This window comes from Streptomyces pratensis, from assembly GCF_037137275.1.
In the GTDB taxonomy this organism is placed as follows: Bacteria; Actinomycetota; Actinomycetes; order Streptomycetales; family Streptomycetaceae; genus Streptomyces; species Streptomyces pratensis_B.
Genome location: NZ_JBBBEN010000067.1, coordinates 53,189 through 72,946, shown reverse-complemented (window position 1 = coordinate 72,946; position 19,758 = coordinate 53,189). Strand labels below are relative to the sequence as shown.

Here is a 19,758-nt window from a genome sequence, read left to right as displayed (position 1 = left end):
TAGTCAAGTTTGACTACGAAAGGTGGCGGACAGCGTGACCGAGGCGATCGTCATGGACGGCGTGCACAAGAGGTACGGGGAGAAGCGGGCCCTGGACGGGCTGGACCTCGCGGTCGGCCGGGGCACGGTCCACGGGCTGCTCGGCCCCAACGGAGCGGGCAAGACGACCGCCGTACGGATCATGTCGACGCTGCTGCGCCACGACGCGGGCCGCGTCACCGTGGCAGGGCTCGACGTCCGTGGACGGGCGGACGAGGTGCGGCGCAGGATCGGGCTGCTCGGGCAGCACGCGGCGGTGGACGAGGAGCTCGGCGGGCGGCAGAACCTGGAGATGTTCGGCCGGCTGTACCACCTGGGGGCGCGCCGGGCCGGCAGCCGGGCGGACGAGCTGCTGGAGCGGTTCGGTCTCGCGGACGCCGGGCGCAAGGCCGTCAAGCAGTACAGCGGCGGCATGCGCAGACGGCTGGACCTGGCCGCTTCGCTGATCACCGAGCCGCAGGTGCTGTTCCTGGACGAGCCGACGACCGGCCTCGACCCGCGCGGCCGGGCCGAGGTGTGGAGCGCGGTGCGCTCCCTGGTCGGCGGCGGCACCACGGTGCTGCTGACCACGCAGTATCTGGAGGAGGCGGACCAGCTGGCCGACCGGATCTCCCTCGTCGACGGCGGCCGGGCGGTCGCGGAGGGCGCCCCGGACGAGCTGAAGGCCCGGGTCGGCGGCGACCGGATCGATGTCGTCCTGCGTGACGCGTCCCGCCTGGTGGAGGCGGCCGCGCTGCTCGGCGGCCCGGACCTGACCCTGGACGAGGACCGGAGGCTGATCGGCGCGCCCGCCCCCAACCGGATGGCGGCCCTGGCCCGGACCGTGCGGACGCTGGAGGAGGCGGGCATCGAGGCGGAGGACATCGCCGTGCGCCGCCCCACCCTGGACGAGGTGTTCCTCACCCTCACCGGCGGCAGGGCCGAAGAGGCCGACCGGCCGGCGGACGGCCCGGCCGTCCCGGACGCCCGCACGACGGGGGCGGCGGCATGAGCGCGACGACGACGGCCCCCGGCCCGCACGGCGGGGCGCCGGCCCGGCTGGGCCGGGCGGTGGCCGACTCCTGGACGATGACCCGCCGCGAACTGGCGCGCTGGGCCCGCCAGCCCGTCCAGGTGCTCGTGGGGCTGGCCTTTCCGGTGATGCTGCTTCTGATGTTCACGTACCTGGTCGGCGGCGGCCGGGGCGTGGACGGCGACCCCACGGCGTTCCTGGTCCCCGGAATGCTCACCCTGGCCATGGCCTTCGGCCTGGAGAGCACGATGCTCGCGCTGACCCAGGACCTCGGCAAGGGCGTCATCGACCGCTTCCGCTCGATGCCGATGGCCTCGGGCGCGGTCCTGGTGGGCCGCAGCGCCGCGGACATGCTCCAGTCGGCGGCCGCGCTCGCGGTGATGACCGGGGTCGGCTACGCGGTCGGGTGGCGCTGGCACCACGGACCGGCCGCCGCCCTGGCGGCGCTGGGGCTGCTGCTCCTGCTGCGGTTCGCGATGCTGTGGGTCGGCATCCAGCTCGCCCTGGCAGCGGGGCGGCCCGAGCTGGTCACCGGGGTCCAGATCCTGGTCTGGCCGGTCGGCTTCCTCTCCAACGTGTTCGCCACCCCCGCGTCCATGCCGGGCTGGCTGGGGGCGGTGGTGGAGTGGAACCCCTTGTCGGCGACGGCCACCGCCGTACGGGACCTGTTCGGCGCCCCCGGCGGAGCGACCGGCTCCTGGGCCGCCGAGCACGCCCACCTCCTCGCGGTCCTGTGGCCGCTGGCGATCATCGCGGTGTTCTTCCCGCTGGCGGTGAGCAGGTTCGCGCGGCTGAGCCGGTGACGGGGCGAGCAGGCCCGCGCGGCTGAGCCGGTGGGAGGGGGCGAGCGGCCGTCAGTGGGGGGAGGCCGTGTCGGCCGGCCGGCACGGCCCGACGGGCGCCGCTGCGACCGCGGTTCGGGCAGCAGCCGCTTGAGGTCCCCGATCAGCAGCTCGGCCGGATTCGCGGAGACCCCGTCGTTGCGGGCGGGCGCCTCGGTGGAGCGGCATGGGAAGGCCCTTCTCCCGGCTCGCTCGGCTCCGTCGTGTCCCCCTGCTGCCGGTGCTCAGCCCTCGGAGGCCAGCCCCGCCTTGATCGCCCGGGTGAACTTCACGACGCGCTCGGCCTGCACCCGCGCGGCGGTCAGGGTCTCCTCGCCGACCGGGATGTCGCCCTGCCCGGACACGTGCGAGGTGCCGTACGGGTTGCCGTCGACGAACTTCGAGGGGTCGGTGTACCCGGGCGCGACGAGGATGCCGCCGAAGTGGTGGATCGTGTTGTAGAGCGCGAGCAGCGTGGACTCCTGGCCGCCGTGGGCGGTCGAGCTGGAGGTGAAGCCGCTGTAGACCTTGTCGGCGAGCTGCCCCGACTGCCACAGGCCGCCGAGTGTGTCGAGGAACTGCTTGAGCTGGGCGGTGACGTTCCCGTACCGGGTCGGCGAACCGAGGATCACCGCGTCCGCCCACACCATGTCGTCCGGCGAGACCTCGGGGATGTCGGCGGTTTCCCGCACGTTCGCGGCCCACGCCGGGTTGGAGTCGATGGCCGCCTGCGGGGCGAGCTCCGCCGCCCGGCGCAGCCGCACCCGCGCTCCGGCCCGCTCCGCGTCCTCCGCGACGGCTCTGGCGATCGTGGCGACGGTGCCGGTGGACGAGTAGTAGATGACGGCGACGTTGACGGACGTGGACATGGGGGCTCCTTCTGCCGTGCCTGCTGCCACGTACCTCACCGTAGGAGGACATGGCGGACGCGGCAGCTCGGGTGACCCACCGGGGTACGGCGCCCACCGCTGCCGGGCGGCAGGGTCCGTGGCACCGCGCGGAACGACACAGGGAAGAGGGCGCCCCGCCGCGGCGGGGCGCCCTCGACCGGTGCTGCCGGCGCCGTTCGCCCGGGGTCCGGGGTCGCCCGGGCAGGACCGTCGCCCGTCGCCCGTGAGCTCAGCCGCCCGTCGGCCGCGGGCGGGCTCAGTCGCGCCCGGAGCCCGAGGCCACGCGCGCGTGCCGACCGCGTTTCTGCGCGGCGGCGGGCTCCTTCGGCTCCGCTGCGCGCGAGCGGTGCTCCACCACGAGGACGCCGATCACCACGGCGGCGCCGAGCACGATCAGACCGCAGGTCAGACCGACAGAACCGCTGGGGACGAGCAGCCCGCGGTCGTCGTCCTGCCAGGGCCACAGCGCGCGCAGCGAACCGGCCATCAGGCCGGTCATCACGACCAGCGTCATGTGGTGGTAGTGCTCCAGCAGCCACTTCAGCAGCTTCACGAAGAGCGCGAGTCCCACCACGCAGCCCAGCGCGAAGGCGGCGAGGTACCCGAAGTCACGCTCGTTGAGGGCGTCGATCGTCGGCTCGTACAGGCCCAGCGTCAGCAGCAGGAACGAGCCGGAGACACCCGGCAGCACCAGCGCGCAGATCGCGACCGAGCCCGCCAGCGCGACCACCACCGGGTGGGTCGGCATCTCACCGGGCGGCAGCCCGGTCAGGAGGAAGGCGCCCACCGCGACGACCAGGCAGAGCGCGTAGTTCCCGCCGGTCCAGCGCTTCCCCGAACCCGAGTACGGCACCCACAGGGAGGCCAGCACCAGGCCGAAGAACAGCGCGTACGCGAACTGGGGGTGCTCCTCGACCACCGGTGCGATGAGCTTGGCCGAAAGCACCAGGGCCGCCGCCATGCCCACCAGCAGCGGAACGAGGACCATCCAGTCGACGTTCCTCAGCTCGGCCCTCGCGCGTGCGGCTCCGCGGCCGCGCGGCAGGTCGGACGCGCCCATCCGCAGCGCGCTGGTGACGTGCCCGGCACCGCCGATCAGCTTCTCGTAGACGCCGGTGATCAGGGCGACGGTGCCCCCGCTGACGCCGGGGACGGCCTCCGCGGTGCCGATGAGAGCGCCACGGAAGGCGTTGAAGACGTGGTGACCGGATGGCTTCGCCATGATCTCCTGTTTCGGCTGGCGGCCCTGGGCCGCGGATCGGCTCTCGGCCGTTGAGGGGAGTAGAGGGCCATTCTAGGCGGCGCACCGCGGCGGCCGGAGAAGCGGGAGGGGGCCCGGAGGGGTCCCGGGCGCCGCGTCGTCCTCAGAACCCGCGGGTCCGCTTCGCCGCCCGGCGGCTCGCCCCGCCCACCGCGCCCGGCACCCGCATGAACAGCCGGGAGATCTCGCTCCCCAGGTTCACCCCGATCGCGATGGCCAGCGCCGTCGCGACCGCCGTCGACAGCGATGTCAGGCCCCGGTTCACCTCGCTCTGCGCCACGCCCAGCAGACCGAAGTACGTCGCGGAACCGGGCAGCAGCGGCCCGATCGCCGCCGTGATGAACGGCAGGGAGGAGGTGTACCGGTAGCGCGAGAACAACTGCCCGAACAGGCCCACCAGACCGGCCGCCACCGCCGTCGACGCCACGGGCGAGATGTCCCCGGTCCGGGCCATCGCCCCGAAGACGATCCACGCGACGCCGCCGTTGAGGGTGACCGCCAGCACGGTGGAGCGCTCCTGCTGGAGCAGGACCGCGAAGGCCAGGCTCAGCCCCATCGACGCCAGGATCTGGAGCGCCGGCTCGTTGTACGGCACGAACTGCGCCTCGGGGTTGAGCTGGGCGCCCAGCTGCACCCCCAGGTACAGGACGATCAGCACGCCCGCCACGATCCCGATGAAGAAGTACATGACCTCCAGCAGCCGGGCGGAGGCGGTGATGTAGTAGCCGGTCAGCCCGTCCTGCACCCCCGCGACCAGCGCCCGCCCCGGCAGCAGGGCGAAAAGCCCACCGGTGATCACCGCGGAGGGGCGGATGTCCGTCGAGTGGGACAGCGTCAGCGCCACGCCCATCGCGGCGGGCGGCATCGCGGCCACCGTGAACTGGTAGAACTCCGGCAGCCCGCGCCCGGCGCACAGCCACGCCAGCCGGTCGCCCAGCATCGCGCCCGTCGCCGCCACCACGAAGACCAGCAGCCCGCCGCCGACCAGCACGGAGGCTGAACCGGCCAGCAGCCCGGCGGCGGCCGTCAGCACCCAGCCCGGGTACGGGTGCCGGTTACGCCTGATCTCCGCGAGCCGTCGGTAGGCCTCCTCCAGGGAGACCTCGGTGTCCGAGCTGGTGATGTCGTCGACCAGCCGGAAGACCGCGGCCAGTCGGGTGTAGTCGGTGCCCCGGCGGCGCACGGTGCGACTCGCCGTCACCGGATCGTCGACCAGCGACGGCTGGTGCGAGATGGACAGCAGCGTGAACGTGACCGTCGGCTCGCTGCGGTCGAGACCGTACGACCGGGTCACCGCGAACATCGCCGCCTCGACGTCCTCCGCGCCCTCGCCGCCCGCCAGCAGCAGCTCCCCGATACGCAGCGTGAGGTCGAGCACGCGCGGCACGGCCGGGCCGGTCTCGTCGTCGGTGCGCTGGACGGTGTCCGGGGCCGGGCGCTCGGTCACCGGCATCCGCAGCATCGTGCGCATGCGGTCCTGCCAGGGAGCCTCCTTGGTCACCCGGACCATCGGAATGCCCTGGGCCGGGGTGAACGCGGGCGGCGACTGCTGGGCGCTGTACGTGCTCGGCGGGGCGAAAGCGGAACTCAGCGTGTCGGAGGAGCCGCCGCCCCCGGGCCCCCCTCCCGCGGCGGCCGGAACATGGGGCTCGGGGTGCAGTCCGGTCGGGAGGGCGAACTCCGACGTCGGATGGTCCTCCTCGGGCGGCGACGCCTGATGGCTCGTCCCGGTGGGGGGGACGAAGGCGCTGTGCGCCTCGTCGGACTGGGGCTTCTGGTCCTCAGGACCGCCCGATTCCGCCACCACTCGACCTCGTTCCCTCTCGACTGCACATCCCTCGGCCGGACGTCTGCCCAGTATGGCCACCGGCAAGGGCCGCGACGCGCAGAAGTGCGGACAGCGAAACGGGCGGCACACCCGTGCAGGTGTGCCGCCCGTTCCCGTACGGCCGTCCGGCTCACGAACGGAACCGGAAGAGGGACGTCAGTGCGCGCCGCCCTGCGCCTCAAGACGCTTGTACGAGGCCTCGATCTCGGCCTCCGCCTCGGCGCGGCCGACCCAGTCGGCGCCCTCGACGGACTTGCCGGGCTCCAGGTCCTTGTAGACCTCGAAGAAGTGCTGGATCTCCAGGCGGTCGAACTCCGACACGTGGTGGATGTCGCGCAGGTGCTCCACCCGCGGGTCGGACGCCGGGACGCACAGCAGCTTGTCGTCGCCGCCCGCCTCGTCGGTCATCCGGAACATGCCGATGGCCCGGCACTTGATGAGGCAGCCGGGGAAGGTCGGCTCGTCCAGAATGACCAGCGCGTCCAGCGGGTCGCCGTCCTCGCCGAGGGTGTTCTCGACGAAGCCGTAGTCGGCCGGGTAGCTGGTCGAGGTGAAGAGTCGACGGTCCAGGCGAATCCGACCGGTCTCGTGGTCCACCTCGTACTTGTTCCGCGAACCCTTCGGGATCTCGATGGTGACGTCGAACTCCACGGGTGGCTCCTCCATGATCAACACATACGACGGGTGGTTAAGTGTCCCCCACGCAGAAGAGTGCTCGCGAAAGGGGCTGGTCAACGGTGGCCGAGCCGGTGGGAAGACCGTCGGACCGCGCGTCGGACCCGGGGGACAGGCAGCAGGTCCCGAAGAACACGCACAACGGGTCGCACACCTGGCAGGTCATCGCAGGCTCCGCCGTGCTCGGCCTGGTCGTCGCTGCCGGCGCCGTCCTCGCCGCCGGCCCCTGGGACAACGGTCAGCGTAAGGCCGAGCGGGATGCGGCGGTCGCCGCGGGCCGAACAGGTGGCGCACATCACGGCCGCCCGACGCCGGAGCACCCCCGGCCGGCCCCCAGCGCCCCGCCCGTCCTCCCCGCCCTCGGCGCCACCGTCCGCGACGCCCCCCAGGACTCCGCGGGCCTCCGCGACACCCTCGCCCCGCTCCTGGGCGTGCCCGGACTCGGCGCCCGGGTCGCCGCGTCCGTCGTCGACACCGCCACCGGGAAGCAGCTGTACGGGCACGGCGCCGCCGTCCCGATGGTCCCGGCCTCCACCGTCAAGATCGCCACCGCCGCCGCCGCGCTCTGCGCCCTCGGCCCGGACCACCGCATCGCCACCACCGTCCGGCTGTCCCCCGACTCCCGCACCCTCACCCTCGTCGGCGGCGGCGACCCCACCCTCACCCCCGCCGCACTGCGCACCCTGGCCGCCACCGCCGCCCGAGCCCTGCGGGAGAGCGGCCGGACCTCGGTGCGGCTGACCCACGACACCTCCCGCTACACCGGCCCCGAGCGCCACCCCATCGGCCCCAACGACAACATCGCCCCCGTCGTCGCCCTGATGGCCGACGAGGGCCGCCTCGACGACAGCGACCGCGGCCCGGCCCCCCGCGCCGGCGACCCCGCGGGCGCCGCGGCCCGCACCTTCGCCGGGCACCTGGAGAAGGCCGGCGTCGACGTCGCCGGCGCGTCCCGCGAGGCCCGGGCGCCCGCCAGGGCCCGCACCGTCGCCACCCACCGCTCCGCCCCCCTCTCGGCCCTCGTCGAGCGGACGCTCACCAACAGCGACAACGACATCGCCGAAGCCCTCGCCCGGCAGACCGCCCTCGCCGCCGGGGAGAGCGCCGACTTCGCCGGAGCCCGCCGGGCCGTCACCGCGGAGCTGAAGAAGCTCGGGGTCCCGGTCGCCGGCGCCCGCCTCACCGACGGCAGCGGCCTGGACCGCCAGGGCCGGGTCACCGCCGCTCTCCTCACCGGGCTCCTCACCCGGGCCGCCGACCCCAAGCGGCCCGAGCTGCGGCCCGTCCTCACCGGCCTCCCGGTCGCCGGGTTCAGCGGCACCCTCGACAACCGCTTCGACGACGGCGCGGGCGGCAGCGGTCTGATCCGCGGCAAGACCGGCACCCTCACCGGCGTCAACTCCCTCGCCGGAACCGTCGTCGACCCGCAGGGCCGCCTCCTCGCCTTCGCCTTCCTCGCCCGCGACACCTCCTCGCCCGCCGCGGCCGAATCCGCACTCGACGCACTGGCCTCCGCCCTGGCCGCCCCCGGCCGCCGGGAAACGGCCGGCGGCTCCTGACCGGGCCCTCTGCCGTCTCCCGGCCCGGGCCGACTGCCGGGCCCCGGGCCGCCCCGGCACCCGAAGAGCGGTGCAAGACCCCACCACCGTGCGACGTGCTCACGTACGGTTGACGCATGACGAGCATCGGTGGTGCCGAGATGGTCGACTGGAATCTCGCGGTGGCGACCGCGACCCGGCTCGTGCGGCCGGGTCCCGAGATCAGTCGCGAGGAGGCCCGCGCCGTCGTCGCGGAGCTGCGACGGCACGCCCGTGCCTCGGAGGAACACGTCCGCCGGTTCACCCGGATGATCCCGGAGGGGGCCGAGCCGGAGGACACCCCGGTTCTCGTCGTCGACCGGGCCGGCTGGATCAAGGCCAACGTCTCCGGCTTCCGCGAACTGCTGCGCCCCCTGCTCGCCAAGATGGAGAGCCGCCGCCCCGGCGGGCCGGGCGGCGTGGTCCTCGGCGCGGTCGGCGGCAAGGTGACCGGCGTCGAGCTGGGCATGCTGCTCTCGTTCCTCGCCTCCCGGGTGCTCGGCCAGTACGAGACGTTCGCCCCCGCCACCAGGGACCTGCCCGCCTCCGCGAACGGCGGCGGCAGGCTGCTGCTGGTCGCCCCCAACATCGTCCACGTCGAACGGGAGCTCGGCGTCGACCCGCACGACTTCCGGCTCTGGGTCGCCCTCCACGAGGAGACCCACCGCACCCAGTTCACCGGCGTCCCCTGGCTCCGCGACCACCTCCAGGGCGAGATCCAGACGTTTCTCGACGAGACCGACGTGGACCCCACGACCTTCGTGGGGCGGCTGCGCGAGGCCGCCCAGTCCCTCTCCGGCGCGGGCCGGCCGGAGGGCGAGGAGGGCGAGGACGGCGGCCGCAGCCTGGTCGACCTCGTGCAGAGCCCCGCCCAGCGCGAGGTGCTCGGCCGCCTCACCGCCGTCATGTCGCTCCTCGAAGGGCACGCGGACTACGTGATGGACGGCGTCGGCCCCGAGGTCGTCGGCTCCGTGTCCGAGATCCGCGAGAAGTTCCAGCAGCGACGGGCGCGCGGCGCGAGCCGCCTCGACCAGGCCCTGCGCAAGCTGCTCGGCCTGGACGCCAAGCTCCGGCAGTACCGCGACGGCGAGAAGTTCGTCCGGGCCGTGGTCGAGGAGGTCGGCATGGACGGCTTCAACCGGGTGTGGACCTCGCCCAACACCCTCCCGACCAAGGCCGAGATCGCCCGGCCCGCCGACTGGGTCGCACGGGTGCACCGCACGGCGGAGCCCTGATCTCCCGGATGGCCCGAATGCGATCTGCGGGCGGCCCGGATGCCGGCCCTCCCGGCGGCCCGGGGGCGGATATCGGTCCCTCAATCACCCATCCGAGGGACCATAGGGGCATGGGAAGGCGTGCAATGCTCGGTGGACAGCTTGCCTCTGTCACCATCGACGCACTCTGAGTGACGGGACTCCCGCGTTCCGGCGCTCCACGTTCCTCCCGAAACTCCACGAAGGGCACCGGACATGGGTCCCCATCCTGCGGTCGCGGCGATACGCCTGGCGGTCCGCCGCGTTCTCCACGACGTACTCACCGAGTTCCACCGGCACGCCGACCACGACCGGCCGGCCGACGGGCCGAGGCGCCCCGCGCACGCCCCCCGCTCCCGCTACGCCGAGGCCGGCGCGGGCGGCCCCCGCACCGCCCTCCCCGAACGGCCCGGCACCCCTCTCGTCCTCGTCGCCTGCTCCGGCGGCGCCGACTCCATGGCACTCGCCTCCGCCCTCGCGTTCGAGGCCCGCAGACTCTCGGTCCGGGCCGGCGGCGTCACCGTCGACCACAACCTCCAGCCGGGGTCCGACCTCCGCGCCGCAGAGGTCGTCGCCCGGCTCTCCGCCATGGAGCTCGACCCGGTCGAAGCCGTCGCCGTGCGCGTCGGACGCGCGGGCGGCCCGGAGGCCGCGGCCCGCGACGCCCGCTACGCCGCGCTGGACGCCGTCGCCGAACGCCACGGCGCCGCCGCCGTCCTGCTCGGCCACACCCGCGACGACCAGGCAGAGACGGTCCTCCTCGGCCTCGCCCGCGGCTCCGGCATCCGCTCGCTCTCCGGCATGGCCGCCGCGTCCGGCCCCGCCGGCCGCTACCGCCGCCCCTTCCTCCAGATCGACCGCCAGACCGCCCGCAAGGCCTGTCTGGCCCAGTCGATCCCCGTCTGGGACGACCCGCACAACATCGATCCCGCCTACACCCGCTCCCGGCTCCGCCACGAGGGCCTGCCCGCCCTGGAGAAGGCCCTCGGCAAAGGCGTCGTCGAAGCCCTCGCCCGGACGGCCCAGCTCTCCCGCGACGACGCGGACGCCCTGGACAGCTGGGCCGCGGAGGCAGAGCTGTCCGTCCGCGACGAGACGGGCGGCCTGGGGTGCGCCCAGCTCTACGTCCTGCCGCCCGCCGTGCGCCGCAGGGTCCTGCGCCGGGCCGTGATCGAGGCCGGAGCGCCCGCCGGCTCGCTGTTCGCCCGCCACCTCGAAGAAGTCGACCGCCTGATCACCGGCTGGCGTGGCCAGCGGGCCATCAACCTGCCCGGCCGCGTCGAAGCCGTGCGGCAGGGTGGCAGACTGGTCATTCGGCAGAGCTGACGCGCAAGCGGCTGAAGTGCAGGCGAACAGCCGGGCCCGGCCCGGGGCGCGCCCCGGGCCGGCAGGCAGAGAAAGAGACGTGGGTGAACGAGAAGGACATGGGCGCCGACCTCGAGTCGGTGCTCCTCACCAAGGAAGAGATCGACGCGAAGCTCGTCGAGCTGGCCGCGAAGATCGACGCGGAGTACGCGGGCAGGGACCTGCTCATCGTCGGCGTCCTCAAGGGCGCGGTGATGGTCATGGCGGACCTGGCGCGCACGCTGTCCACCCCCGTCACGATGGACTGGATGGCCGTCTCCTCGTACGGTGCGGGCACCCAGTCCTCCGGTGTCGTGCGCATCCTCAAGGACCTGGACACCGACATCAAGGGCAAGCACGTCCTGATCGTCGAGGACATCATCGACTCCGGGCTGACGCTGTCCTGGCTGCTGTCCAACCTGGGCTCCCGGGAGCCGGCCTCGCTGGAGGTCTGCACCCTGCTGCGCAAGCCGGACGCCGCGAAGGTCGCGATCGACGTGAAGTGGATCGGCTTCGACATCCCCAACGAGTTCGTCGTCGGCTACGGGCTGGACTACGCGGAGAAGTACCGCAACCTGCCGTTCGTCGGCACGCTGGCCCCGCACGTCTACGGCGGCTGACGGCCGGGAACCCTCACCGCCTTCGGGCCGTTGAAGCTTCGAAAGCAGGTTTCCCCGTCGTACCCGGCAGTCGCGGGTGGCGATGCTGGGGTACCGTCCGAAGAGCAGTCTTTTCTCACAGCAGCATTTACCTACGGGCAGGAGGGACGGGGCGTCTTCGCTCCGTATGGATGGACGTGAAGCGATACTTCCGTGGGCCGGTCATGTGGATCGTGCTGGCCGTCCTCGCCGTGGTCGTGTTGATGCAGGTCGTCGGCTCGTCGGGCGGCTACAAGACGGTGGACACCGGCAAGGTGATCCAGGCGGTCAGCAAGGACCAGGTGGAGCAGGCCAAGCTGACCACCGGTGACGAACAGATTCTCAAGATCGAACTGAAGGACGGCCAGAAGCTCGAAGGCGAGTCCGGCAGCAAGTTCCAGGCGAGCTACATCGGCAATCAGGGCGTCGAGCTCGCCGACACGCTCCAGCAGAAGTTCGAGGCGGGTGACATCGAGAAGGGTTACACCGTCTCGCCGTCGAAGCAGTCCCCGTTCGTCTCGATCCTCCTCTCGCTGCTGCCCTTCGTCCTGATCGTGGTCGTCTTCCTGTTTCTGATGAACCAGATGCAGGGCGGCGGCTCCAAGGTCATGCAGTTCGGCAAGTCCAAGGCCAAACTGATCACCAAGGACACCCCCAAGACGACCTTCTCCGATGTGGCGGGGTCCGAGGAGGCGGTGGAGGAACTACACGAGATCAAGGAGTTCCTCCAGGAGCCGGCGAAGTTCCAGGCCGTCGGCGCCAAGATCCCCAAGGGCGTCCTGCTCTACGGGCCGCCCGGCACGGGCAAGACGCTGCTCGCACGCGCCGTCGCCGGCGAAGCGGGCGTGCCGTTCTACTCGATCTCCGGTTCCGACTTCGTCGAGATGTTCGTGGGCGTCGGCGCCTCCCGGGTGCGCGACCTCTTCGAGCAGGCCAAGGCGAACGCCCCGGCGATCGTCTTCGTCGACGAGATCGACGCCGTCGGCCGCCACCGCGGCGCCGGCATGGGCGGCGGACACGACGAGCGTGAGCAGACGCTCAACCAGCTGCTCGTGGAGATGGACGGGTTCGACGTGAAGGGCGGCGTCATCCTGATCGCCGCCACGAACCGCCCCGACATCCTCGACCCGGCGCTGCTGCGTCCGGGCCGGTTCGACCGGCAGATCGCGGTCGACCGCCCCGACATGCAGGGCCGCCTGGAGATTCTCAAGGTGCACCAGAAGGGCAAGCCCGTGGCGGAGGGCGTCGACCTCGGCGCCGTCGCCCGTCGCACGCCCGGCTTCACCGGCGCCGACCTGTCGAACGTGCTGAACGAGGCCGCGCTCCTGACGGCGCGCAGCAACAAGAAGCTCATCGACAACGAGAGCCTCGACGAGGCCATCGACCGCGTCGTGGCGGGCCCGCAGAAGCGGACCCGGATCATGTCCGAGAAGGAGAAGAAGATCACCGCGTACCACGAGGGCGGACACGCCCTGGTCGCGGCGGCCTCTCCCCAGTCGGACCCGGTCCACAAGATCACGATCCTCTCCCGCGGCCGCGCCCTCGGTTACACGATGGTGCTGCCGGAGGAGGACAAGTACTCCACGACCCGCAACGAGATGCTCGACCAGCTGGCCTACATGCTGGGCGGGCGTGCGGCGGAGGAGCTGGTCTTCCACGACCCGACCACCGGCGCCGCGAACGACATCGAGAAGGCCACGGCGACGGCCCGCGCGATGGTCACGCAGTACGGCATGACGGAGCGGCTCGGCGCGATCAAGTTCGGCGGCGACAACTCGGAGCCCTTCCTGGGCCGCGAGATGGGCCACCAGCGCGACTACTCCGAAGAGGTCGCGGCGCTCGTCGACGAAGAGGTCAAGAAGCTCATCGAGACCGCGCACAACGACGCGTGGGAGATCCTCGTCGAGAACCGCGACATCCTCGACGCCCTCGTGCTCGAACTCCTGGAGAAGGAGACGCTCGGCAAGGACGAGATCGCGGAGATCTTCGCCCCGATCGTCAAGCGTCCCGCCCGTCCGGCATGGACCGGTTCCGCCCGACGCACCCCGTCGACGCGGCCCCCGGTGCTCTCGCCCAAGGAGCTGGCCCTCACCAACGGCGCCGCCAACGGTTCGGCCACCCCGCCGGAGATCGCCCCGCCGGGCCTCTCGAAGGACGTCGCCCCGTCCCCAGAGGCGACCCCACAGGAGCGTCCCGAAAGCTAGCCCCGGGCCGACCGCCGCCCCGGCGGCGGTCGCCCGACTCCGGTGAGACCCCCGTCACGGGGGCCGCACCGGGCCCGGAATGGATGCCGCGCCCCCCAGGTTTTAGCCTGTGGGGGCGCGGCTTTTTTCGTACGCCTGCGATGTCTGAGCGCGAACCCGCGCACGGGACAGAACTGAGGAACGAGGCACAGATGACCGATCCGGTGACGCTGGACGGCCAGGGTTCGATCGGCGAGTTCGATGAGAAGCGGGCCGAGGCGGCCGTACGCGAACTGCTCATCGCCGTCGGCGAGGACCCGGACCGCGAGGGCCTGCGGGAGACGCCGGGGCGGGTGGCGCGGGCGTACAAGGAGATATTCGCCGGTCTGTACCAGGAGCCGGAGGACGTCCTGACGACCACGTTCGACCTGGGTCACGACGAGATGGTGCTGGTCAAGGACATCGAGGTGTTCAGCACATGTGAACACCACCTGGTTCCGTTCAGGGGCGTAGCGCACGTCGGCTACATCCCTGCCTCCACCGGCAAGATCACCGGTCTGTCCAAGCTGGCCCGGCTGGTCGACGTCTACGCCCGCCGCCCGCAGGTCCAGGAGCGGCTGACGACCCAGATCGCCGAGTCCCTCATGTCGATCCTGGAGCCCCGCGGAGTGATCGTCGTCGTCGAGTGCGAGCACATGTGCATGTCGATGCGGGGCATCCGCAAGCCCGGGGCGAAGACCCTCACCTCCGCCGTGCGCGGCCAGCTCCGTGACCCCGCGACGCGCGCCGAGGCCATGAGCCTCATCATGGCGCGCTGACGCGGCCGGACGCCCGGAGGGCGCGGCGAGCGCTCTACGCGGCCGCCGCGCCCGTGCCGTCGTGGTCGTCGCCGTCCGGGAGCCGGCAGACGCGCTCCAGGAACATGGCGGCCGCGATCACCGCGACGCCGGCCAGCACGGCCGCGCCCGCGTAGATGGCCTGGTCGCGGCGGGGCGGGACGTCGAGGTACCCGAGCAGGAAGACGCCGGTGCCGCCGTACATCCCGGAGACCAGGGCGGCGACCAGCGCGCTCGCCTGGCCGAAGACGACCGCGCGGGCCGCCATCAGGGGCTCCACGCCCTTGGCGCCGGGGCGGCGCTCGCGCTGGGCGCGGAGGCGGGCGCGCGTGGTCAGCGCGGTCGCGAGGAGGATCACCGCGATCACGGCGAGCACGATCGACGCGGCCAGCGGGACGCTCGGCAGGGTGCCGAGGGAGTCCCAGAGCCGGGCCCCGCCCCAGGAGAGGACGCCGGCGGCGGCGAAGAGGCCCGCCAGTACCCCGAGCCGTAGTTGCTTCACCTGGTGAGCCGCCCTTCACGCCGCCTGTGTCCGGCCCGGCGTGCGCCGGACCGTCGTCCGTCGAGCCTAACGATTACTCGGGCAGGCGCAGTTCCAGATCGGCGCGGGGCAGTACGCCGTCGCGGCCGACTCCGTCGAGCAGCTCCGCGACCGGCCCGGCTCCGGGCAGCTGCGCCTCGGGGTCCACGTCGTGCCAGGGGGCGAGCACGAAGGCCCGCTCGTGGGCGCGCGGGTGGGGGAGCGTGAGCACCGGGTCGTCCGAGACGACGTCGGCGTACGCCACGATGTCGACGTCGATGGTGCGCGGGCCCCACCGTTCCTCGCGGACCCGGTCGAAGGCCTCCTCGACGGCCTGCCCGCGCTCCAGCAGGGAGGACGGGGGCAGCGTCGTCTTCACGACGATCACCGCGTTGAAGTAGGCGGGCTGCGAGTGCGGCTCGACGCCCCAGGGCTCCGTCTCGTACACCGGGGAGACCGCCTTGACCCGCAGGCCCGGTGTGTCCTCCAGGGCGTCGATGGCCCCCTGGAGCGTCTCCAGGCGGTTGCCCAGGTTCGAGCCGAGGGCGATCACGGCCATCTTCGGGTTGGAGAGCGTGACGTCCGCGGCGTCCACCTGCTGGACGACGGCGGTCGGAACCGGCTGGACGGTCGGGTCGCTCTGCCCTTCGGTGGAAAATGCAGTCATGCTCGGCTCCGGGTGATGGTGATGGTCACGTCGTCGAAGGGGACGGTGATCGGCGCATCCGGCTTGTGCAGCACGACCTCGACCTCCTGGACCCCTTCGTGCTTCAGGCACTGCTGGGCGATGCGCTCGGCCAGCGTCTCGATCAGGTCGACCGGGTCGCCGGCCACCACGCCGACGACCTCCTCCGCGACCACGCCGTAGTGCACGGTGCGGGCCAGGTCGTCGCTGGCCGCCGCGGGGCGGGTGTCGAGGCCGAGCACCACGTCGACGATGAAGGTCTGGCCTTCTTCCCGTTCCCGGAGGAAGACGCCGTGGTGACCACGGGCCTTGAGGCCGCGCAGCGCGACACGATCCACGTGAATCACTCCTGCTGTCGTTGGTCGTCGAGGCCCCCGGTCGCGTGCGGGCGGCTGGGCGCCGTCGTTCGAATCTACCCGCGAGCACCGACAGCACCCGCCCGTGGGGGGCTCTGGACAGCGCCTCGCCAAACTGGTAGCCGTCCGGACCCGGTGGTCATGGATGCCCATCCCTACCGGTCCCGTACCCACTCAGCCGGGTGTTTCCTCGTCGTCGTCCTCGCCGGTTTCGGTCAGCACGGGAGAACCGTGGTGGGACCAGAGCTTCCAGCCGTCCGGGGTGTGCCGGAAGACGTTGGTGGCGACGACGAGCTGGCCGACGAGGGGCCCCAGCGCGTCGCCCTCCTCGGCCGGGCCGCCGCTGAGAATGTTCTCGGTGCAGGTGACCAGGGCGGTGTCGCCGGTCATGGCGATGGAGACGTCGGTCAGGAAGAACTGGATGTACTCGGTGTTCGCCATGATCAGGGCGTAGCTGCGCAGCACCTCGCCCCGGCCCGTCAGCACCGGCCAGCCCGGGTGGACACAGGAGACGGTGAGGTCCTCGCCCGGCAGCCACAGCGCCGCCACCCGCTCGTGGTCGCCGCGCTCCATCGCCTCGTAGAAGGCGGTGTTGGCGGCCTCGACCTCCGCGATGTCCGCGGCGGCGCCCTCGTGGTCCTCGTTCACACCGCTCCCTCGACGGCACGGACGACCCGGACCGCGTCGGCGGTGGCCCGCACCTCGTGGACCCGGACCGCCCAGGCGCCGGCCTGCGCGGAGAGGGCGGAGACCGCCGCGGTCGCCGCGTCGCGTTCGCGGGCGGGGGGCGGGGGCGCGCCTTCCCGGGCCAGGACGTGGCCGAGGAAGCGCTTGCGGGAGGCGGCCACCAGCAGCGGCCGGCCGAGCGCGTGCAGGTCCGCCAGGTGCGCGACGAGCACCAGGTCGTGGGGGGCGTCCTTCGCGAAGCCGAGACCGGGGTCGATCACGACGCGTTCGGGCGGGACCCCGCCGGAGACCACCGCGTCCATCCGCTCCCGCAGTTCCGCGAGGACTTCGGCGACGACGTCCCCGTACACCGCGCGACTGTTCATCGACTCGCTGAAGCCGCGCCAGTGCATCACGACGAACGGCACGTCGGCGGCGGCGACGGCCGGGATCATGTCCGGGTCGGCGAGGCCGCCGCTGACGTCGTTGACCAGGAGGGCCCCGGCGGCGACGGCCTGTTCGGCGACGCGGGCGCGCATGGTGTCCACGGAGACGGTGACGCCCTCCGAGGCCAGCCCCCTCACGACGGGGACCACCCGGCGCAGCTCCTCCGCCTCGTCGACCCGGCTGGCCCCCGGGCGGGTCGACTCGCCGCCCACGTCGACCAGGTCCGCGCCCTCGGCCACCAGGTGGAGGCCGTGCTTGACCGCGGCCGTGGTGTCGAACCAGCGGCCGCCGTCGGAGAAGGAGTCGGGCGTGACGTTGACGACGCCCATGACCGCACAGCGGTCCCACTCCGGAAGCCCTCGGACCGTGCCCCGCGTGCGTGACGTACTCATACCACCAGCGTAGGCCCGTAACGAGCCCTTCTACGCCGCTCGGGTCCCGTGCTCCGGGACCGCACGGCGGGTGCGGCCGCACGGGCGGGGGCGGCGGGGCGGCACGGAGAAGGCGGCGAGAAGCTCACGAAGCCTTCGGCGCGCATCGCGCGAAGCCGAGGCGGGGGAGGTCGCGGCTGGTGGGGGAGGCCACGAAGCGGGGCTCCCGGCGTGGCCGGAACGTGGCGTCGAACCGGTACAGCGAATCGATCCGGAACCAGCGTGAGAGGAAGAGCGGGAGCCCGCGCCGGCAGCGCAGCACCGGTCCCGCGCCGAGCCGCTCGCCGCGGGCCCGCGTGGAGCGGGACATCGCGACGTTCAGCGAGATCCGGGTGCCGCCGAGCCTCCCGGCGTCCGGAGGGAGGCGACGGTCAGCAGGTCGTTCAGGCCGGGGTCGGCGAGACGGTCGCGGCGCATCAGCCTCAGGCACTTCCCGTCGCGGCCTCGCGGTACGAAGTGGAGGACCGCCTTCAGGTCCCCGTGCGGGCCGGCCTCGGCGTCCGGGCCGGGCAGGTGGCGGTGGCGATCGCACAGTCCCCGCCGGCCGGGTCGCCGGTCCGGCCGAGGTCCATGGAGAAGCCGCGCTCCGCGTCGGCGCCGCGCCAGTCGGCGGCGGCCCGGCGGATGCGGTCCCGTTCGGTGTCGCCGCTGCCATGTGCCCGCCGGGCCCGGGTCCGGCAGCCGTTGCGCTCTATGCGCCTGACCCTCTGGCGCACGGTGCGCGTCGCTCGTCCGGCGAAAGAGAGATCCGCGACGTCCACCACCGCCTCGTCGCCCGGCTCCAGGGCGGTGAGTCCGGTCTCGCGGGTCCAGACCTGGCCGCCGATCTCGCTGCACCCCATCACGGCGGGCGTCCAGGCGTGCGCCTTCGCCTCGTCCATGAAGCGCTCGATCGCCCCGGGCCAGGCCTCCACGTCGCCGATCGGGTCGCCGCCGGCCAGCATCGCCCCGGAGACGACCCGGTAGCAGACGGCCGCCTTGCCGCTCGGGGAGAACACGACGCCCGTGTCACGGCGGAGCGCGAAGTGACCGAGCGGGTCACGGCCGCCGTGCCGGTCCAGCAGGGTGCGCAGCCGGCTCTCGTCGTCCTGGCTGAGGCGGGCGGCCGGGTGCTCGGGGCGCAGGGCGAGGCAGACGGTGGTGACGGCGGTCAGCAGGCCGAGCGCGCCGAGCGAGCAGGCGACGGTCCAGCCGGTCCGGCCGGCGTAGTCGACGGGGCCCGTCACGCCGAACAGCCCGTACAGCACGTGCTGGAGCCGGTCGGCGATGGAGGGGTCCCCGACGACCCGGTCGGGGTGGACACTGACGACGACCAGCCCGATAACCAGCGAACCGGCCCCCATCAGAAAGAAGTTGGCCAGCGCCCGCCAGCGGCTGCGGGGGTCGGGCCGTGCGAGGAACTGGTCCCGGTGGCGTGCCAGCAGACAGCAGAGCGACAGGGAGACCAGCACCCCGACGACCGAGTGCCGGTAGGCGAACTGGGCGACGGCTCCCGCGGGCAGAAGCGCCACCGCGGCCCGCCAGGCCCGCCGCTTGCGCCGCTTCAGACCGTGCGCCAGCAGCAGCAGGAGCATGCCCACGCTCAGGGAGAGGGCGGCGGCGAACGGGCCGAGCGCCCCGGGGAGCACTTCGGCGAACGGGTGCATCCGGCTGTGCCGGAAGCTGGGGAAGGCCCCCGCGGCGATGTCGACCAGCCCGACGACGGTGCAGGCGGGGCCGACGACGGCCGGTACGGAAGCGGGGCGCGGCCCGCGGAGCAACCGGCGCGTCCGCTGCGGAACCGGCACCGGATCATCCCCCTCCAGCGTGACAGACATCGTTTCCTGTGGGTTCGCGAAATATTTCCTTCAGTCCGCCGACCGGAGACCCTGCGGACGATGTGCGCCCTCTAGGACGGGGGTCGGAGAGGGCGGGTTCCCCCATATTCCGGAAATTTCCCGCAGGGAAGCACGGAGAAGGCTGTACTCAGGAGGCTCACCGGTACGCGGTCGCGGCGGGCACCGCCCTGGCCGTCGCGCTGTTCGCCGCCACGGCCGGGCGGTCGCGCCTGGCCCGGTGCGGGGCGGTCGCGGTGACGGGCCGGGCCGGGTTGCCGCCGACGGCCAGGGCGGCGCTGTTCGCGGCGGTCGACAGGGCCTGCCTCTTCTGCGGTTCCCGGGCGGACCTGTGCGGCCGTCAGCAGGACCTCGGCGTGGTCACCGACCACGCGAACGGCGCCGGTCCCGGTGTCTGACGGAGACCGGCGCCCGGCACGCCGGGCGGTCGAGGTGGTCGTCGCCGGGTGGCTCTCGGGGGT

Annotated in this window: 18 protein-coding genes and 1 pseudogene; 9 read left to right on the top strand and 10 right to left on the bottom strand. The window is 72.9% G+C overall.

What is annotated here, in order from left to right; genetic code table 11:
- Positions 1–34 precede the first annotated feature (34 nt).
- Both V9U70_RS06620 and V9U70_RS06615 read left to right on the top strand, forming a co-directional pair.
- Positions 35–1,030 carry an ATP-binding cassette domain-containing protein gene (locus V9U70_RS06620; RefSeq protein WP_336673519.1) on the top strand — a complete coding sequence of 332 codons (996 nt, stop codon included), beginning with the start codon at positions 35–37 and terminating at the stop codon, positions 1,028–1,030.
- On the top strand, positions 1,027–1,854 hold the full coding sequence (locus V9U70_RS06615) for an ABC transporter permease (RefSeq protein WP_336673518.1): 828 nt from the start codon (positions 1,027–1,029) through the stop codon (positions 1,852–1,854). Before V9U70_RS06620 ends, V9U70_RS06615 begins: the two co-directional genes overlap by 4 nt.
- A 263-nt stretch (positions 1,855–2,117) precedes the next feature.
- Here the strand turns inward: V9U70_RS06615 and wrbA are convergent, their stop codons facing one another.
- From wrbA to V9U70_RS06595, 4 genes are all read right to left on the bottom strand, one after another.
- Positions 2,118–2,741 (bottom strand): NAD(P)H:quinone oxidoreductase, encoded by a 624-nt coding sequence (gene wrbA / locus V9U70_RS06610; protein ID WP_336673517.1) that lies wholly within the window; start codon positions 2,739–2,741, stop codon positions 2,118–2,120.
- Between the two features lie 277 nt (positions 2,742–3,018).
- Positions 3,019–3,984, bottom strand: coding sequence for a DUF368 domain-containing protein (locus V9U70_RS06605; protein ID WP_336673516.1), 966 nt, complete (start codon positions 3,982–3,984; stop codon positions 3,019–3,021).
- Positions 3,985–4,126: 142 nt separating this feature from the next.
- Entirely contained in the window at positions 4,127–5,830 is a 1,704-nt protein-coding gene (locus V9U70_RS06600) for a threonine/serine exporter family protein (protein WP_336673515.1), read from the bottom strand.
- 177 nt (positions 5,831–6,007) lie between these two features.
- Positions 6,008–6,502: an inorganic diphosphatase gene (locus V9U70_RS06595; protein ID WP_003968257.1), complete on the bottom strand. Its 495-nt coding sequence runs from the start codon at positions 6,500–6,502 to the stop codon at positions 6,008–6,010.
- Between the two features lie 86 nt (positions 6,503–6,588).
- On the opposite strand from V9U70_RS06595, the gene dacB reads away from it, so the two are divergent.
- From dacB to folE, 6 genes are all read left to right on the top strand, one after another.
- The gene (dacB, locus tag V9U70_RS06590) at positions 6,589–8,085 is read left to right on the top strand and encodes a D-alanyl-D-alanine carboxypeptidase/D-alanyl-D-alanine endopeptidase (RefSeq protein WP_336673514.1); all 1,497 of its coding nucleotides are present in this window, start codon (positions 6,589–6,591) and stop codon (positions 8,083–8,085) included.
- A gap of 116 nt (positions 8,086–8,201) precedes the next feature.
- A complete protein-coding gene (locus tag V9U70_RS06585; protein WP_336673513.1) occupies positions 8,202–9,338 on the top strand; it encodes a zinc-dependent metalloprotease in 1,137 nt (378 codons plus the stop codon).
- A gap of 234 nt (positions 9,339–9,572) precedes the next feature.
- Positions 9,573–10,682, top strand: coding sequence for a tRNA lysidine(34) synthetase TilS (gene tilS / locus V9U70_RS06580; protein ID WP_336673512.1), 1,110 nt, complete (start codon positions 9,573–9,575; stop codon positions 10,680–10,682).
- 98 nt (positions 10,683–10,780) lie between these two features.
- Positions 10,781–11,320 carry a hypoxanthine phosphoribosyltransferase gene (gene hpt / locus V9U70_RS06575; protein ID WP_336673549.1) on the top strand — a complete coding sequence of 180 codons (540 nt, stop codon included), beginning with the start codon at positions 10,781–10,783 and terminating at the stop codon, positions 11,318–11,320.
- A gap of 170 nt (positions 11,321–11,490) precedes the next feature.
- Positions 11,491–13,542 carry an ATP-dependent zinc metalloprotease FtsH gene (gene ftsH / locus V9U70_RS06570; protein WP_336673511.1) on the top strand — a complete coding sequence of 684 codons (2,052 nt, stop codon included), beginning with the start codon at positions 11,491–11,493 and terminating at the stop codon, positions 13,540–13,542.
- A gap of 191 nt (positions 13,543–13,733) precedes the next feature.
- Positions 13,734–14,339 carry a GTP cyclohydrolase I FolE gene (folE, locus tag V9U70_RS06565; RefSeq protein WP_056700396.1) on the top strand — a complete coding sequence of 202 codons (606 nt, stop codon included), beginning with the start codon at positions 13,734–13,736 and terminating at the stop codon, positions 14,337–14,339.
- A 34-nt stretch (positions 14,340–14,373) separates the two neighbouring features.
- Here folE and V9U70_RS06560 read toward each other — a convergent pair whose 3' ends face one another.
- From V9U70_RS06560 to V9U70_RS06535, 6 genes and pseudogenes are all read right to left on the bottom strand, one after another.
- Entirely contained in the window at positions 14,374–14,859 is a 486-nt protein-coding gene (locus tag V9U70_RS06560) for a DUF3180 domain-containing protein (protein ID WP_336673510.1), read from the bottom strand.
- A 73-nt stretch (positions 14,860–14,932) separates the two neighbouring features.
- Entirely contained in the window at positions 14,933–15,544 is a 612-nt protein-coding gene (gene folK, locus V9U70_RS06555; protein ID WP_336673509.1) for a 2-amino-4-hydroxy-6-hydroxymethyldihydropteridine diphosphokinase, read from the bottom strand.
- Positions 15,541–15,900 carry a dihydroneopterin aldolase gene (gene folB / locus V9U70_RS06550; RefSeq protein WP_336673508.1) on the bottom strand — a complete coding sequence of 120 codons (360 nt, stop codon included), beginning with the start codon at positions 15,898–15,900 and terminating at the stop codon, positions 15,541–15,543. Before folB ends, folK begins: the two co-directional genes overlap by 4 nt.
- A 192-nt stretch (positions 15,901–16,092) precedes the next feature.
- Positions 16,093–16,566 carry a nuclear transport factor 2 family protein gene (locus V9U70_RS06545; protein ID WP_336673507.1) on the bottom strand — a complete coding sequence of 158 codons (474 nt, stop codon included), beginning with the start codon at positions 16,564–16,566 and terminating at the stop codon, positions 16,093–16,095.
- A complete protein-coding gene (gene folP / locus V9U70_RS06540) occupies positions 16,563–17,423 on the bottom strand; it encodes a dihydropteroate synthase (RefSeq protein ID WP_473828690.1) in 861 nt (286 codons plus the stop codon). Before folP ends, V9U70_RS06545 begins: the two co-directional genes overlap by 4 nt.
- Positions 17,424–17,453: 30 nt before the next feature.
- Positions 17,454–19,279: pseudogene (locus V9U70_RS06535) on the bottom strand (phosphatidylglycerol lysyltransferase domain-containing protein).
- Positions 19,280–19,533: 254 nt separating this feature from the next.
- Here V9U70_RS06535 and V9U70_RS06530 point away from each other — a divergent pair.
- Positions 19,534–19,695 (top strand): hypothetical protein, encoded by a 162-nt coding sequence (locus tag V9U70_RS06530; protein WP_336673506.1) that lies wholly within the window; start codon positions 19,534–19,536, stop codon positions 19,693–19,695.
- Positions 19,696–19,758: the final 63 nt, after the last annotated feature.

Coding starts and splice junctions, on each gene's coding strand:
- V9U70_RS06615 (WP_336673518.1), top strand. CDS start 1,027: ATGAGCGCGACGACGACGGCCCCCGGCCCGCACGGCGGGGCGCCGGCC.
- folK (WP_336673509.1), bottom strand. CDS start 15,544: ATGACTGCATTTTCCACCGAAGGGCAGAGCGACCCGACCGTCCAGCCG.
- tilS (WP_336673512.1), top strand. CDS start 9,573: ATGGGTCCCCATCCTGCGGTCGCGGCGATACGCCTGGCGGTCCGCCGC.
- V9U70_RS06585 (WP_336673513.1), top strand. CDS start 8,202: ATGACGAGCATCGGTGGTGCCGAGATGGTCGACTGGAATCTCGCGGTG.
- wrbA (WP_336673517.1), bottom strand. CDS start 2,741: ATGTCCACGTCCGTCAACGTCGCCGTCATCTACTACTCGTCCACCGGC.
- folE (WP_056700396.1), top strand. CDS start 13,734: ATGACCGATCCGGTGACGCTGGACGGCCAGGGTTCGATCGGCGAGTTC.
- hpt (WP_336673549.1), top strand. CDS start 10,781: ATGGGCGCCGACCTCGAGTCGGTGCTCCTCACCAAGGAAGAGATCGAC.
- V9U70_RS06605 (WP_336673516.1), bottom strand. CDS start 3,984: ATGGCGAAGCCATCCGGTCACCACGTCTTCAACGCCTTCCGTGGCGCT.
- ftsH (WP_336673511.1), top strand. CDS start 11,491: ATGGACGTGAAGCGATACTTCCGTGGGCCGGTCATGTGGATCGTGCTG.
- folP (WP_473828690.1), bottom strand. CDS start 17,423: ATGAGTACGTCACGCACGCGGGGCACGGTCCGAGGGCTTCCGGAGTGG.